The organism is Geothrix rubra (genome assembly GCF_030268065.1).
Lineage (GTDB): Bacteria > Acidobacteriota > Holophagae > Holophagales > Holophagaceae > Geothrix > Geothrix rubra.
This window is the reverse complement of sequence record NZ_BSDD01000002.1, coordinates 336,545-350,489: the sequence shown is the minus strand read 5'-3', so window position 1 is coordinate 350,489 and position 13,945 is coordinate 336,545. Positions and strand designations below refer to the sequence as shown.

The window sequence follows — 13,945 nt, the reverse complement described above, 5'->3', positions numbered from 1 at the left end:
GGGCGGGCCGTTCCTGGGCGGGGCCGCGCCGGGTCACTTCTCCGGCGGTTCGGGGGCCGGCGGTGGCGGCGGCGGGGGTGGGGGCGGGGGCGCCGGGAGCTCCCGCGGCGGCGCCGGGGGCGCGGGCGGCGCGGGCGGGGCCGGCGGCTCCGGCACGGGCGTGCGGCTCAGGCGCTCACGGAGCTGCTCCATGCGCGCGCGGAGGGCCGCCATCTCGGCCTGCAGCTCGGCCATCTCGGCCCGGGCCTCGTCCTCGTCCTCGCCCTTCCGGTGGAAGCGCTTCACGATGACCCGCTGCTCCTTGCCGTCCTTCTGCAGGAAGACGCGGGGCTCGCCGTCGTCGCCCTCCTGGACTTCCACGCGGATGCGCTGGGCGGCCTCGATCCCCTTCTGGGCCTTCGCGACGGCCGCCTCCACCCGGGCCTGGACCTCGGGGGAGAGCTCCTTCTCCAGGTTCAACTGGAGGCCCTTCGCGTGGGCCTCCATGACCCTGGCCTGGGCCTCCATCTCGCGGGCCTGGCGCTCGAACCGGCGGGCCTTCTCGCGGCCGGTCTGCGCCTTCTGCACATCCTTCAGGGCGCCGCGCAGCCAGGCCTCGCCGTCCGCGTCCAGGGGCTTCGCCTGGCCGTCCACGGTGTAGGTGCGCTGGCCAGCGGTGGCGGCGTAGGCGCGGGTCTTGCCCGCCTTCCGCTCCTCGATCCGCAGCGAGCCGTCCTTCCCCACCGTCACGGGATCCTGGGCGCCGGGGTCTACCTTCACCTCTCCCCTGAGGCGGACGTCGAGGTTGCGCTCGCCGTCCACGACCTTCATGCGGACCTGGTTCTCCTTCGGGGTGGCCTTGGGGGCAGGGGCCGGCTTGGGCGCGGGATCCTGCAGGGCGGCGCCGGCCGCGCCCAGGAGGCTCACGGCGAGGAGGGCCGCCGCGCCGGCACGGGCGCGGGGCGGGAGGGGAAGGGCAGGCTGGAGCAGGTGGCGGATGCGGTGCATGAGGGAACCTCCATTGGCGGCGAGGGCCAGGGTGGGTGGGGTCTGGGGATGGGGGAGGCGGAGCTCCTCCAGTACGGCCAGGGCGCGGGCGAGGACGCGGGGATCCCCGCAGAGGGCGGCGGCCACGTCGTCGCAGCAGAGCTCACGTTCGGCCCGGATGCGTCCGGAGAGCCACCACACGGCGGGGTGGTAGAAGAGCAGCACTTCCACGAGGGTCTGGAGCAGGTTCACGGCGAAGTCGCCGCGGCGGATGTGGGCCAGCTCGTGGGCAAGGACGGCTTCCAGCTGCAGGGGGGCCAGGCCCGTGAGGGCGCAGGCGGGCAGCAGGATCACGGGCCGCAGCCACCCGAGGACGGTGGGCACCTCCACGGCCGCCGACTGGAGCAGGCGCACCGTGCGCGTGAGCTTCAGCTCCCGGCAGAGCCGGGAGAGGATCAGGTGCCATTCGGCGCCCACGGGGGAGGCGCCCTGCCGTCGCAAGTGCTGGATGCGCACCCAGCCCCCCAGGAACCGGAGGGACAGGACCGCCACGCCGAGGGCCCAGGCGGCCAGCAGCCAGGGCAGCACCGGGTCCAGCGCCATCCGGGCCCGCAGGCCCAGGGAGGCGGGGGCCGCGGCGCCCTCCTCCACGACGAGGCGGAGGGCCGCCCCGCCGGGGCCGGGGACCTGGGCCCGCAGGTGGAGGAAGGTGAGGGCCGGGGCCGCCACCATCAGCAGCAGGGCGGCGCAGGCCACGGCGTAGCGGGCCCTGGCGCTGGCGCCCCGCAGAAGGGCCAGCCCTCCCCAGGCCAGGCCCCCCAGGAGGGCGCCCTGCCAGAGGAAGTGGAGGAGGGACCAGCCCAGGGCCTCGGCCCAGGGTGCCCGGACAAGCTGGAGCAGGGGGTTCATGGTTGCCCTCCTTCGGCCGAGTCGATGAGTTTCCGGATCTCCTCCAGCTCCTCCCGGCTGGCCCGGCGGGTGGCCAGGGCCTGCATGACGAGGTTCGTGGCCGAGCCGCCGAAGGCCTTGTCCAGCAGGTCCCCCACGAGGTGGCGCTGGGTCTCGGTCTGGGACTGCCGGGCGCTGAAGACGTGGGTGCGCTCGGAGTCGTCCCGCCGCACCAGGCCCTTCTCGTCCATGATCTGGAGCATCTTCAGGACCGTGGTGTAGCCCAGGTCCCGCTCCGCCGAGAGCACCTCGAAGACCTGCCGGACCGTGCTGGGGCCCCGGTCCCAGAGGACCCTCAGGATGGCCAGCTCGGCGTCGGTGGGGCGGGGGATGGGCGGCATGGGGAAGGGCTCCGGAAGGGGATGTCCCGAATGTACGACAGTCTTCGTCGTAGTCAACGAAGTTTGTCGTACACGGTTTAGTGCCCCTCCCTTTTTACGGCCCGGGTCCCAGCGGCGGGGCGGGCAACGGTCACATCTCAGGGCGGATCCGGGGCTTCGCGGCAGGCCGGAGGATTCGGAGTTGCATAATGCAATGGCTGGGGGCCGCATGAAGTACTTCGTCAAGAAGAACCCGTCCGGGGCGGCCTCCGAGCAGCTGTCGAGCGACCTACGGACCATCCTGGATTCCATCAACGACGGGGTGTTCACGGTCGACGACCACTTCCGCATCACCTCCTTCAACCGGGCCGCGGCGGAGATCCTGGGCATCACTCCGGAGGAGGCCATGGGAAGGCCCTGCTGGAAAGTCTTCAACGCGGACATCTGCGAAGGATCCTGCGCGCTCAAGGAGACCATGGCCACCGGGGCCCCGCTGATCAACAAGCATGTGAACATCCACACGTCCGCCCGCCGCAGGGTGTCCATCAGCGTGAGCACGGCCCTGCTGCGCAGTCCCTCGGGAGACGTGGTCGGGGGCGTCGAATCCTTCCGGGACCTGACCGTCGTGGAGGAACTGCGCAAGGCTGCGGAGGGACGGACCACCTTCCATCACATGACCTCGGTCAACCATCGGATGCGGGAGATCTTCAAGCTCCTGCCCCTCCTGGCCCAGAGCGACAGCACCGTCCTGATCCAGGGCGAGAGCGGCACGGGCAAGGAACTGATGGCCCGGGCGATCCACGACCTGAGCTCCCGGGCCCGGAGGCCCCTGGTCACCCTCAACTGCGGCGCCTTGCCGGACACGCTCCTGGAGGCCGAACTGTTCGGACACAAGGCTGGCGCCTTCACGGACGCCAAGCGGGACCGCAAGGGCCGGATCGCTGCCGCCGAGGGCAGCACCCTGTTCCTGGATGAGATCGGGGACATTTCGCCCGCCCTCCAGGTACGGCTGCTCCGGGTGCTGCAGGAGCGGACCTACGAGCCCCTGGGCTCCAACGAGACGGTGAGGGCCAATGTCCGGTTCATCGCCGCCACCCACCGGGACCTCCGCACTGAGGTGCGGGAGGGCCGGTTCCGCGAGGACCTCTTCTACCGCCTGAACGTCATGCAGATTGCAATCCCCCCGCTGCGGGAGCGGCGGGAGGACATCCCGGCCCTGGCCCGGCGCTTCCTGGACCGCCAGGTGACCCTGCATGGCCGGCAGATCCAGGGCTTTTCCGGTGAGGCCATGGACCGCCTGATGCGCCACATCTGGCCCGGCAACATCCGGGAACTCGAGAATGCGGTGGAGCACGCCTGCGTGCTCTGCCGGGGAGACCAGATCCAGCTCTCCGAGTTGCCGCAGGCCCTTGAGGACGTCGCGAAGGCCGCCCCGGCTGCGGATCCGGCCCCGGCCGGTCAGGACCTCCACAGCCGCGAGATGGCCGCGATCCAGGCCGCGCTCGAGCGCCATGGCGGCAACCGAACGGCCGCGGCCCGGGAACTGGGCATCCATCCCACGACCCTGTGGCGGAAGTTGCGGAGGGGATGAGGGCCATGCACTCTGCATGGGCCAAGCCCTGACGAGTCTCTGCAAAGTGCAATGCTCATATGACCATTCGATCAAGACTGATTTCTTTAAAGCTGTCTTGGTTCGCGTTGTCGCTTTTGGCAATCCATTTGCATGAAGGCATGTGTCGGAAGTGGTCAGGTGTGCTTCCGAGGGCGTCTGGGTCTTATCGCTTCCAGGCCCGCCCGTTCATCCGCGGGGCCGCCCTTCCGGGGCGCCTGGCTCCCGCTGTCGCCAAAGGTCTGCACTTCACGCCGGAGTGAGCCGTTCCAGGCGCTCCGCCCCATGTCCACCCCCCCCAATCCCGGGGTCCAAGGCCCGCTGTTGAAGCGGACAGGTCCCGTCTGCCCCGAGGGGCATCGGCACCCCGTACCACAAGGAGGATTCCATGAACATCACCGGTTTGACCCGCGCTCTGCGCCCGCTCCTGGCGCTCCTGTCGATCGGGGGCTTTGCCTCCGCGGCCAGGACCCGGCAGAAGGAAGGCCCGATCACGGTGGCGGTGGCCGTCACCGACCTCGTGCCCATCGTCAAGGCCGTCGGCGGCGGCCAGGTGGAGGCCGTGAACCTGTTCAAGGGCTGCATCCTCCGCAAGGACCTCCAGGTCGAGCCCCCGGCCGCGGCACGGCTGACCGCCGCAGAGGCGATCGTGTGGACGGGCTTCCTGAACGAGTCGGCGGCCATCTCCACGGTGTTGCGGGCCGGTGGCGCCGCGACGGGGCGGCCCGCCGACCCCAAGTGGATCGATGTCTCCAAGGGGACGATCCGGACCAACCTGCCGACCTCGACCTGTACGGGCTATGTCGATCCTGCGTACGCGGCGGGCGATCCGTTCTTCTGGCTCAACCCGGAGAATGGCGGCCGCATCGCCCGGAACCTCGCAAAGGGATTCGGGGACCTGAGGCCCGCCAGCAGGGCCGCCTTCATGGCCAATGCGGAGGCCTTCCAGAAGGCCCTGGCGAATGACATCGTCCGCTGGAAGGCGGCTCTGAAGCCGCTCCACGGGATGCGGGTGTTCAGCGCGCAGTGCGGCTGGCAGAACTTCTCCGCCATGGGCGGGCCTGCGTTCGTGGTCTGCAAGGGAACCCCCGGGGAGCTCCCCAGCCCGAACGCGCTCCTCATGCACATCAAGCAGATGAAGGCTGACTTCATCCTGGTGGATCCGAACACCCCCCAGGACTATGTGGAGGCGCTCCGGGAGCATTCAAACCTGAAGGTCGTCGAGGTTCCTTCCTCCATCGAAGACGTCCGCGGCGGCACCAGCTACAGCGCCCTCTTCGACAACCTGGTGCGGATTCTCCAGAGCCAGGCAAAGCCGTAGGCGCGGACGTCGCCCATTCGAACTCCGAGGTGTCTCGTGACCGACCTCAGCATGGATAGAAGCATGGATCAACCGACCCCCCCGACCGTCGCCTTCACCCTCCGTCCCATCGGGCTGGTCCGGACCGCACCCAGGAAGCGGGCCCGGCTGCCGAAGTACTTCGTCCCCGGGGGACGGGCCACGTTGGAGCTGTTCCATCCGTATCGGGCCGGCCTCCAGGGTCTCTACGAGGGAACCGAGGTGTGGGTCGTCACCTTCCAGGCCCCCTCCGGCCAGGCGATCCGCGAGACCTGGCCCACGGCCGAGGGTCTTCCGGGCGTATTCGCCACGACCAGCCTGGACCGGCCCAACCCGATCGAGTTCCTGCGGGCCCGGATCCGGGACCTGGATCCCGAGAAGGGCGTCCTCCATGTCATGGGCCTGGATCTCGAGGACGGCGCACCGGTGCTCGACATCCGCCCCGTCACGGCACCCCACCATCCCCTCACCCGGACCAGCGAACGAGTACTGTCATGAAGGTTGCCATCCCCATCACGACCGAGACCGAGATTTCCGCCCACTTCGGGCGCAGCCCGGCCTTCCTGGTGTTTGCGCTTGAAGACGGGCAGATCCTGGGCCGCGAGGTCCGCCCCAACGACCAGGCCGGGCCCGGTCCGGAACCGGCGCCTGCTCACGGGCAGGCCCATGCACACGCCCACGACCACAGCCGGTTCGTCCAGCTCCTGCGGGACTGCCAGGCGGTGGTGGGGCGCGGCATGGGAGCCGGGGCGCGCCAGTCCCTGGAAGCCGAGGGCATCGCGGTCCGGGTGCTGAGTGCGCCCTGCTCCCCCGAGGAGGCCGCCCTCCTGTTCGCCCGTGGCCGGCTCGAAGTCGACGCAGGCCCGACCTGCGGCGGCTCGAGCACCTGAGCCCGGGCCCCGTCCGCCCCGACGGGAGCTCCCTGTACCACCCGGGCACCTCCTCTCCAGGGCTCCACGCCGGGGGGAGTGGGGCCCGGTCTGCCTCATCCTCCGCGCCCGCCCCTGCGCGCCGGTTCTACACCCTCCCACCACAGGAGACCTCATGTTCCCTTCCTTCCAGAACCCATCCCCGCCGCGGCTGAGGTGGGTCATCCAGACCCTGGCGGGTCTCCTGTGCCTGGCCCAGGTGCAGGCCTGGGCGCAGCAGCCGGCCCCGTCCGCGCCAGCGGGGCACGGTGCCTTTCTCGAGGTGCATCGGGCGAAGGGCCGCCGCCAAACGGCGGACCACAGCAAGTTCAAGATCCTCCAGGGCCCCTTCAAGGAGGGCGACGGCCCCGCCGTGACGCGCGCCTGCCTCACGTGCCACACCAAGGCGGCCGAGCAGGTCATGGCCACCTCCCACTGGACCTGGAATGTCGCGGACCACGGCAAGGATGGCTTCGGGAAGTCCACCCACCTGGTGAACAACTACTGCATCTCGATCATCGGCGGGAACACGGAATCCTGCGCCCGGTGCCACATCGGCTACGGGTTCAAGGACAAGACCTTCGACTTCACCCGGCAGGAGAATGTGGACTGTCTGGTCTGCCACGACACCACCGGAGACTACGAGAAGGAGAAGGCGGGCCTGCCCAATCCGGGCGTGGACCTAGCCGCGGTTGCCCAGAAGGTGGGCGAGCCCACCAACCGGAACTGCGGGGTCTGCCACTTCTTCGGTGGGGGTGGCGACGCGACCAAGCACGGCGACCTCGATGACACCATCCTGAAGGCCCCCCGGTCGGAGGATGTGCACATGTCCAGGCAGGGCGCGGGCATGGAGTGCGTGGATTGCCACGTCTCCGACGGCCACAGGATCGCCGGGCCGAACTACGTCGTCCCGGCGGATCGTCGCGAGCAGGCCAAGTATCCCGGCGAGGCCGCCTCGCGGATGTCCTGCACGGCCTGCCACTCGGATTCCCCGCACAAGTCCTACATCCTGAACCGGCACTACCAGAAGGTGGCCTGCCAGACCTGCCACATCCCCGCCTTCGCCCGGGGGGAACTGCCCACGAACCTCTACTGGGATTGGGAGACGGCGGGCCGCCTGAAGAACGGACGACCCTACCAGGAGGAGGATGCGAAGGGCTTCGAGGGCTACAACAGCATCCACGGCGAGATGGTCTGGGATCGCAATGTCAAGCCCACCTACCTCTGGTACAACGGCAACCTCGCATTCGTCCGGCTGACGGACAGCATCCAGGTGCCCGCGGATGGCAAGGTGGTCCTGAACCCCGCGGAAGGCTCCTATGCCGATCCCAACGCCAAGATCTGGCCCTTCAAGCTCCATGATGGCCGTCAGCCCTTCGACACGGTCCTGAACCGGTTCGTGGCCCCCTACACGGCCGGCCCCAAGGGCTCCGGGGCCTACTGGGGGGACTGGAACTGGGAGGTCGCCATCCGGAAGGGCATGGAGACCGCCGGACTGCCCTACAGCGGGAAGTACGGGTTCGTGAAGACCACCATGCTGTGGCCCATCACCCACATGGTGGCCCCCAAGGAGCAGGCGCTCTCCTGCCTGGAGTGCCACCGCCGGAATGGCCGCCTCCAGGGAGTCTCCGGGTTCTACCTCCCGGGCCGGGATCGCGGCAGGGGCGTGGACTTCATCGGCCTGGGCCTGATCCTCGTGACCGGTCTCGGCGTCCTCGTCCACGGCCTCATGCGCTATTTCCATGGCCACTTTTAGGAGACATCATGCGACGCGTCATTCTCTATGAAGGCTTCGAGCGCTTCTGGCACTGGTCCCAGGCCCTGCTGATCATCACGATGATGCTGACCGGGTTCGAGATCCGGGGCATGGGGCTCCACCTGTTCGGATTCCAGCGGGCCGTCTCCCTCCACAACATCCTGGCCGTGGCCCTGGTGGTCCTCATCGTCTTCGCCATCTTCTGGCACGTGACCACCGGTGAATGGCGCCAATACATCCCCACCCGGAAATTCCTCCGCGAGATGATCGCCTTCTACCTCACGGGCATCTTCAAGGGCGCCCCCCACCCCGTGAAGAAGCACCGGATGGCCAAGCTGAATCCCCTCCAGCGTCTGGCCTACCTGGGCTTCAAGACCCTGATCATCCCCGTGCAGGTCACCACCGGGGCCCTCTACTACTACTACCCCAACCTCCAGCATGCCCTGCACTGGCCCGCGTCCTCGCTGTGGCTCATCGCCATCGTCCATGTGCTCAGCGCCTTCGGGCTGGTGGCCTTCCTCATCGGCCACGCGTACCTCACGACCACCGGCCATACGCCCCTAACCAACCTCAAGGCGATGATCACCGGTTGGGAGGACCTGAAGGACGACGCCTACCTCGACGAGCCGTAGGCAGGGCGCCGGGGAACCGCGACCAACAGGGGGCGGGCACAGGGCCCGCCCCCCGTTCTTCGGGCCAGAGGGCAACTGGGGCAGGTGCAGGACGGGCCATGGGGTAGGATGGGGTGTGTCGAAGATCCTGGTCATTGACGACAGCCGGATGATGCGGCTCTACCTGCGGCGGGCCCTGGAGAAGGCGGGCCACGACGTGGTGGAATGGATGCCCCTGTCGGCCATGGAGATCCCGGCCAAGGTGGCGGAGCTGGCGCCGGACCTGGTGCTCTGCGACTACCAGATGGACGGCGCCAACGGCGCCACGGTGGCGCGCATGGTGCGGCGGACGGACCCGGACCTGCCCGTCCTGGTGCTGACGGCCTTCCACGAGGACCAGATGGAGGCCAACCTCCTCCGGCTGGGCGTGCGGCGGGTGCTGGACAAGCCCATCCTCCACGGGGACCTGGCCGAGGCGGTGGCCGAGGCCCTGGGGTCCGTGGGACAGCCGGGCTGAGTGCGGCCGGCTCAGGGGGCCGGCAGGGCGGCGAGCCTGGCCTCCAGTTCGGCGAGGGTGAAGGGCTTCGGCAGGTAGCCGACGGCCGGATCCGCCTGGAGGATCGGGTCCAGGCGGGGGTCCTTGAGGCCCGTCACGAAGAGCACGGGCAGCCGCGGATGCTGCTCCCGCACCCGGTGGAAGACCTCGAGACCATCCATGCCGGGCATGTTCACGTCCAGCAGCAGCAACCCGGGCAGGGGCCCCCGGGACAGCCGGGCGAGGGCCTCCGGGCCTGAACCCGCCACGGTGACCCGGTGGCCGCGGGCCGCCAGCATGGGGGGCACCGCAATCTGCAGGAGCTCGTCGTCGTCCACCAGGAGGATCTCCCGGGGGGGCGCCTTCGACGGTGTCGCCGAGGGACAGGCGGGCAGATCTCCCGGAGCGGCCGGAGGGAAGCGGAGGAGGATTTCCGTGCCTTGGCCCGGTTCGCTGCGGATCTCCATCCGGCCGTGGTGGGCCTGCACGATGCTGTAGGTCAAGGAAAGCCCCAGCCCGGTGCCCTGGCCCTTGGGCTTGGTCGTGAAGAAGGGGTCCGTGGCCCGCTTCAGCACCGCGGGAGGCATGCCGCTGCCGGTGTCCGCCACCGACACCTGCACCTCGGCGGAGGGCAGGAGGCGGCTGGCGAGCCGCAGCTGGCCGCCTTCCGGCATGGCATCCACGGCGTTGACGCAGAGGTTCATCAGCGCATTGGAGAGGGACCCGGCATCCCCCATCACCGCCGGCAGGCCCGGGTGCAGGTCGAGGATGATCTCCACCTTCTGGCGGGTGGTGCGGCGCAGCAGATCCGCCTCCTGGGAGAGGATCTCGTTCAGGTCGGTGGGGCGGGGCTCCTGCATGTCCTTCCGGGCGAAGTCCGTGAGGCCCTTCACCAGGTCCCGCCCTCGGGCGGCGGCGCGCAGCAGGGTGTCCATGTCCTTGGCCAGGGCCGGATCCCCCCGATGCTGGTCCTGGACGAGGGAAGCCACCCCCATGACCGCGCCCAGGATGTTGTTCATGTCATGGGCGATGCCACCGGCCAGGGTGCCGAGGCTCTCCAGCTTGTGGATGTGCTGGACCTCGGCCTCCAGGCGCTGGCGCTCCGCCTCGTGGCGCTTCTGGGCGGTCACGTCGTGGAAGGCGGTGAGGATGCAGGGTTCCCCCTCCAGGAGGATCCGCTCGATGGACAGCACCACCTCCATGACCTCCCCCGAGGCCGATCGGAGTTGCACCTCCACGTCGCGCAGGGAGCCCTGCTCCTGGAGGTCGGCCAGGATCCGTGCCCGGGCGCCAGGATCCACGTACAGGGCCAGGTCGGCGGGCGTGCGTCCCAGGATCCGCTCGGCGGGGAGGCCGATGAGGGCGCAGAATCGCTCGTTGGCGGCCACGAAGAGGCCGTCCGCTTCGCGGGTGATGGTGCCGGCGGAGGGGTTCGACCGGAAAGCCTTGGCGAACCGGGCCTCGCTGGCCGCCAGGATGTCCCGGGTGGCCAGCTCCTGCTGGAAGGAACGGCGGATGAAGGCGTAGAGGAGGGTGGCGGTGAAGGCCACGAAGGCCCAGCCCTTGAGGGTCGAGAGGCGCGCCGCCTGGGCCACGTCCGGGGCGATCAGGGCCACGGCCCGGTCCGAAAGGAGGATCCAGGCCGCAGCCGTCAGGACGTAGAGGACCACGATCCTTCGAGCGGGATTCCTGGAGGGGGCCGGCTGGGGCATGAGCGCCTCGATGCGATCTATCGGCCCCGGTCCGGGCGGGCCTAAATCCGGGCCCTGGAGGGCGGGGCATTTGCCAGTAGAATCAAGGGTTCTACCGGAGCCGTGCCATGCCCTTCCAGCCCCTTGTCCAGGAACCCGAGATCCAGCAGCGCTGGCTCGAGTCCGGCGCCTTCCGCGCCAAGCGGGCCTCGGAGCTGCTGCCCGGCTCGAAGACCTTCTACATGCTGGTGATGCTGCCCTATCCCAGCGGCCGCATCCACATGGGCCATGTGCGCAACTACACCCTGGGCGACGTGACGGCCCGCTTCCGCCGCATGCGGGGGTACGAGGTCATGCATCCCCTGGGCTGGGACAGCTTCGGCCTCCCGGCGGAGAACGCCGCCATCAAGCACGGCATCCACCCCGCGATCTGGACCCGCAAGAACATCGAGGAGATGAAGGGCCAGATCCAGAAGATGGGCATCAGCTACGACTGGGACCGGGAGATCGCCAGCTTCCAGGACGACTACTACCGATGGAACCAGTGGCTCTTCCTGAAGATGTGGGAGCGGGGCGACGTCTTCCGTGCCATGCGCACCGTGAACTGGTGCGAGGAGCTGGGCACCGTCCTTGCCAACGAGCAGGTGGTGGACGGCAAGGACGAGCGCACCGGGTTCCCCGTCACCCAGAAGCCCCTGGAGCAGTACTTCTTCAGGACGACGAAGTACGCGGACGAGCTGCTGGCCTGCCTCGACGGGCTGGACTGGCCCGACAACGTCAAGACCATGCAGCGGAACTGGATCGGCCGCTCCGAGGGCGCCCGCCTCGCCTTCGACCTCAAGGGCGGAGGCCAGGTGGAGGTCTTCACCACCCGCCTCGACACGCTCTTCGGCGTCACCTTCATGGCCCTCAGCACGGAGCATCCGGTCATCGAGCGCGCCGCGGAAGGGGACGACGCCCTGCGGGCCTTCTGCGACCAGGTGGCCGCCATGAGCCGCGAGGACCGCCTCATGAGCGACATCAAGCTGGGCCACCGCACGGCGCTCTCGGTGATCCACCCCTTCACCGGGGCGGAGGTGCCGGTCTTCGCGGCCAACTACGTGCTGATGGACTACGGCACCGGCGCCGTCATGGGCGTGCCGGCCCACGACGAACGCGACCACGAATTCGCGGAGAAGTACGGCCTGCCCATCCCCAAGGTCATCGAGGCCGAGAGCGAATGGGACCTGGGCACCCTCGTGAACAGCGGCGAGTTCACGGGCATGAAGAGCGAGGACGCGGTCACCGCCATGGTGGCGAGGCTGGGCGGCCGGGCCGAGAAGACGGTCACCTACAAGCTCAAGGACTGGGGCCTCAGCCGCCAGCGGTACTGGGGGACGCCCATCCCGACGGTGCATTGCGACAGCTGCGGCGTGGTGCCCGAGAAGGCCGAGAACCTGCCCGTGCGCCTGCCGGAGGACGTGGCCTTCACGGGGCATGGCCCCTCGCCCCTGACCACCTCGAGATCCTTCCTGGACTGCGCCTGTCCAGCCTGCGGCCGGCCCGCCCGTCGTGAGACCGATACGATGGACACCTTCGTGGACAGCAGCTGGTACTGGCTGCGGTACCTGGATCCGAAGAACGCCCAGCTGCCCTTCGCCAAGGCGGAGAGCGACGCCTGGATGCCCGTGGATCTCTACGTGGGCGGCATCGAGCACGCCACCATGCACCTCATCTATGCCCGCTACTTCTACAAGGTGCTGCGCGACCTCGGCCTGGCCAGCGGCCCCGAGCCGTTCCAGAAGCTCATCTGCCAGGGCATGGTGCTCAAGGATGGCTCGAAGATGAGCAAGTCCAAGGGCAACATCGTGGATCCGGACGAGGTGATCTCGAAGTACGGCGCGGACGCCCTGCGGCTCTTCATGATCTTCGCCGCGCCCATCGAGAAGGAGATCGACTGGACGGGCTTCGAGGGCATCGAGGGCGCCACCCGCTTCCTCAAGCGCATCGCCCGCATGGTGGACGAGCACGCGGTCTCCACGGAGGCGCTGCCCGGGCGGGACCAGCTGGCCCCCGAGGAGAAGGCCCTCCTCATCAAGCTGAACCAGACCATCGCCCGCCTCACGGATGACCTGGAGAAGCGCTACCAGTTCAACACCGTGGTCTCGGGCCTCATGGAGCTCTCCAACGCCCTGGCCGATCTGCCCGCCGGCGCGCCCCACCGCGCCGCGGTGATGCAGCACGCCCTCGACGCCTTCGTGCGGATGATGTCACCCGTGGCGCCCCACCTCGCGGAGCAGCTCTGGAGCCAGCTCGGCAAGCCCGGCCTCTGCATGCAGGCCGCCTGGCCCGAGGCCGATCCGGCCTACCTGGAGGCGGACGAGGTGACGGTGGTGGTGCAGGTGAACGGCAAGGTGCGCGGCCGCGTCAGCGTTCCGGCCGCCGCTCCGGAGGCGACCCGCCGCGCCGCGGCCCTGGCCTGCCCCGAGGCCCAGTCCCACCTCGCCGGCAAGGAGATCGTGAAAGTGGTGGTGCCCCCCGGCGGCAAGCTGGTGAGCATCGTCGTCAAGTGAACCCAGGCCCGGCCCCTTCCCGGAGCGTCCCATGTCCCTGACCCCCCGTGATCTCGCCGGCTGCCTGCTGGAGGCCGGGGCCGTGCGCCTGCGGCCCCTGGAGCCCTTCACCTGGGCGAGCGGGCTGAAGTCCCCCATCTACTGCGACAACCGGCAGCTGCTCGGCTTCCCCGACCCGCGGGGCCAGGTGGTGGAGGCGCTGGCCGCCCGCGCCCGGGAGCTCAAGCCCACCCTCATCGCCGGAGCGGCCACGGCCGGCATCGCCTGGGCGGCCCTCGTGGCGGACCGCCTGGGCGTACCCATGGCCTACGTCCGGCCCGAGCCCAAGAAGCACGGCATGGGGCGCCAGGTCGAAGGCCCCGACGCCAAGGGCCATCGGGCGGTTCTCATCGAAGACCTCATCTCCACCGGAGGCTCCAGCCTGCGCTGCGTGGAGGCCCTGCGCGCCGAGGGCGCGGAGGTCGTGGCGGTGCTGGCCCTCTTCAGCTACGGCCTGCCCCAGGCCGAGGCGGCCTTCGCAGGGGCCGCGCTGCCGCTCGAGGTGCTGGCCTCCTTCGAGGTCCTGGCCGAGGAGGCGCGCGGTCGGGGAATCCTGGACACCGCCGGTTCCGAGGCCCTGGGCGCGTGGCGCTCGGATACCGTGGCCTGGAGCCGCGCCCGCGGCGGGGCCTAGGCTCGCCGATTCCTGTCCCGTTTTTCCGAGGTCCGAG

The 13,945-nt window shown here is 69.5% G+C and carries 12 protein-coding genes; 9 read left to right on the top strand and 3 right to left on the bottom strand.

Features of this window, described 5'->3' with window-relative positions; translation table 11 throughout:
* Positions 1-33: 33 nt before the first annotated feature.
* On the bottom strand, positions 34-1,875 hold the full coding sequence (locus QSJ33_RS06345) for a M56 family metallopeptidase (protein WP_285723724.1): 1,842 nt from the start codon (positions 1,873-1,875) through the stop codon (positions 34-36).
* On the bottom strand, positions 1,872-2,255 hold the full coding sequence (locus QSJ33_RS06340) for a BlaI/MecI/CopY family transcriptional regulator (protein ID WP_285723723.1): 384 nt from the start codon (positions 2,253-2,255) through the stop codon (positions 1,872-1,874). Before QSJ33_RS06340 ends, QSJ33_RS06345 begins: the two co-directional genes overlap by 4 nt.
* Before the next feature lie 208 nt (positions 2,256-2,463).
* Here QSJ33_RS06340 and QSJ33_RS06335 point away from each other — a divergent pair, with 208 nt between their 5' ends.
* The 7 genes from QSJ33_RS06335 to QSJ33_RS06305 all read left to right on the top strand — a co-directional run bounded on the left by QSJ33_RS06335 (position 2,464) and on the right by QSJ33_RS06305 (position 8,974).
* Positions 2,464-3,825 carry a sigma-54 interaction domain-containing protein gene (locus QSJ33_RS06335; protein WP_285723722.1) on the top strand — a complete coding sequence of 454 codons (1,362 nt, stop codon included), beginning with the start codon at positions 2,464-2,466 and terminating at the stop codon, positions 3,823-3,825.
* A gap of 406 nt (positions 3,826-4,231) precedes the next feature.
* Complete coding sequence (locus QSJ33_RS06330) at positions 4,232-5,164, top strand: metal ABC transporter substrate-binding protein (protein ID WP_285723721.1); 933 nt, start codon at positions 4,232-4,234, stop codon at positions 5,162-5,164.
* Positions 5,165-5,227: 63 nt separating this feature from the next.
* Positions 5,228-5,680 carry a TrmO family methyltransferase domain-containing protein gene (locus QSJ33_RS06325; RefSeq protein ID WP_285723720.1) on the top strand — a complete coding sequence of 151 codons (453 nt, stop codon included), beginning with the start codon at positions 5,228-5,230 and terminating at the stop codon, positions 5,678-5,680.
* Positions 5,677-6,072 carry a NifB/NifX family molybdenum-iron cluster-binding protein gene (locus QSJ33_RS06320; RefSeq protein WP_285723719.1) on the top strand — a complete coding sequence of 132 codons (396 nt, stop codon included), beginning with the start codon at positions 5,677-5,679 and terminating at the stop codon, positions 6,070-6,072. The genes QSJ33_RS06325 and QSJ33_RS06320 overlap by 4 nt, the downstream gene beginning before the upstream one ends.
* 154 nt (positions 6,073-6,226) lie before the next feature.
* On the top strand, positions 6,227-7,846 hold the full coding sequence (locus tag QSJ33_RS06315; protein WP_285723718.1) for a tetrathionate reductase family octaheme c-type cytochrome: 1,620 nt from the start codon (positions 6,227-6,229) through the stop codon (positions 7,844-7,846).
* Between the two features lie 8 nt (positions 7,847-7,854).
* A complete protein-coding gene (locus QSJ33_RS06310; protein ID WP_285723717.1) occupies positions 7,855-8,478 on the top strand; it encodes a cytochrome b/b6 domain-containing protein in 624 nt (207 codons plus the stop codon).
* A 115-nt stretch (positions 8,479-8,593) separates the two neighbouring features.
* Positions 8,594-8,974, top strand: coding sequence for a response regulator (locus tag QSJ33_RS06305; RefSeq protein ID WP_285723716.1), 381 nt, complete (start codon positions 8,594-8,596; stop codon positions 8,972-8,974).
* Positions 8,975-8,985: 11 nt separating this feature from the next.
* On the opposite strand, the gene QSJ33_RS06300 is transcribed toward QSJ33_RS06305, so the two are convergent.
* Complete coding sequence (locus QSJ33_RS06300) at positions 8,986-10,704, bottom strand: ATP-binding response regulator (protein ID WP_285723715.1); 1,719 nt, start codon at positions 10,702-10,704, stop codon at positions 8,986-8,988.
* 107 nt (positions 10,705-10,811) lie between these two features.
* Here QSJ33_RS06300 and leuS point away from each other — a divergent pair, with 107 nt between their 5' ends.
* Entirely contained in the window at positions 10,812-13,235 is a 2,424-nt protein-coding gene (gene leuS, locus QSJ33_RS06295) for a leucine--tRNA ligase (protein WP_285723714.1), read from the top strand.
* Between the two features lie 31 nt (positions 13,236-13,266).
* Positions 13,267-13,908: an orotate phosphoribosyltransferase gene (gene pyrE, locus QSJ33_RS06290; protein ID WP_285723713.1), complete on the top strand. Its 642-nt coding sequence runs from the start codon at positions 13,267-13,269 to the stop codon at positions 13,906-13,908.
* Positions 13,909-13,945: the final 37 nt, after the last annotated feature.

Coding starts and splice junctions, on each gene's coding strand:
- QSJ33_RS06325 (WP_285723720.1), top strand. CDS start 5,228: ATGGATCAACCGACCCCCCCGACCGTCGCCTTCACCCTCCGTCCCATC.
- QSJ33_RS06345 (WP_285723724.1), bottom strand. CDS start 1,875: ATGAACCCCCTGCTCCAGCTTGTCCGGGCACCCTGGGCCGAGGCCCTG.
- QSJ33_RS06315 (WP_285723718.1), top strand. CDS start 6,227: ATGTTCCCTTCCTTCCAGAACCCATCCCCGCCGCGGCTGAGGTGGGTC.
- pyrE (WP_285723713.1), top strand. CDS start 13,267: ATGTCCCTGACCCCCCGTGATCTCGCCGGCTGCCTGCTGGAGGCCGGG.
- QSJ33_RS06340 (WP_285723723.1), bottom strand. CDS start 2,255: ATGCCGCCCATCCCCCGCCCCACCGACGCCGAGCTGGCCATCCTGAGG.
- QSJ33_RS06330 (WP_285723721.1), top strand. CDS start 4,232: ATGAACATCACCGGTTTGACCCGCGCTCTGCGCCCGCTCCTGGCGCTC.
- QSJ33_RS06335 (WP_285723722.1), top strand. CDS start 2,464: ATGAAGTACTTCGTCAAGAAGAACCCGTCCGGGGCGGCCTCCGAGCAG.
- QSJ33_RS06320 (WP_285723719.1), top strand. CDS start 5,677: ATGAAGGTTGCCATCCCCATCACGACCGAGACCGAGATTTCCGCCCAC.
- leuS (WP_285723714.1), top strand. CDS start 10,812: ATGCCCTTCCAGCCCCTTGTCCAGGAACCCGAGATCCAGCAGCGCTGG.
- QSJ33_RS06310 (WP_285723717.1), top strand. CDS start 7,855: ATGCGACGCGTCATTCTCTATGAAGGCTTCGAGCGCTTCTGGCACTGG.
- QSJ33_RS06300 (WP_285723715.1), bottom strand. CDS start 10,704: ATGCCCCAGCCGGCCCCCTCCAGGAATCCCGCTCGAAGGATCGTGGTC.